Here is a 513-nt window from a genome sequence, read left to right on the forward strand (position 1 = left end):
GTCGCGGTCAGACGTGGGTGAGGTGCTGGCGTCGCACCTGCCCGGCGACGACCCGTTGTTGCCCTACTCCGATCGGCTTGGTTCGGCCGGGTTGGGTGATCAACCACTGCGTGGCTACCTGGCGGGGTCGATCGACGTGGTGCTGCGGCTACCCGGGCAGCGATATCTGGTGGTCGATTACAAGACCAATCACCTTGGTGACACCGCCGCCGATTACGGCTTCGAGCGGTTGACCGAGGCCATGCTGCATTCGGACTACCCACTGCAGGCGCTGCTGTATGTTGTTGTGCTGCACCGCTTTCTGCGGTGGCGGCAGCGGGATTACGCTCCGGCGCGCCATCTCGGCGGGGTGCTGTACCTGTTTGTGCGGGGCATGTGCGGTGCGGCGACGCCGGTGACGGCCGGGCATCCGGCCGGTGTGTTCACCTGGAACCCGCCCACGGCGTTGGTGGTGGCGCTCTCGGATCTGCTCGACCGGGGAAGGCTGCAGTCGTGAAGCTCACCGACGTCGAT

At 66.1% G+C, this 513-nt stretch carries 1 protein-coding gene; it reads left to right on the top strand.

What is annotated here, in order from left to right; all coding sequences use genetic code 4:
• Positions 1-513 (top strand): PDDEXK family nuclease (locus tag FJM08_RS08660; RefSeq protein ID WP_211331355.1); only part of this gene is annotated, 513 nt, incomplete at both ends.

The sequence above is a fragment of the Metamycoplasma equirhinis genome (genome assembly GCF_006385185.1).
GTDB classification, from domain to species: Bacteria; Bacillota_I; Bacilli_A; order Mycoplasmatales; family Metamycoplasmataceae; genus Metamycoplasma; species Metamycoplasma equirhinis.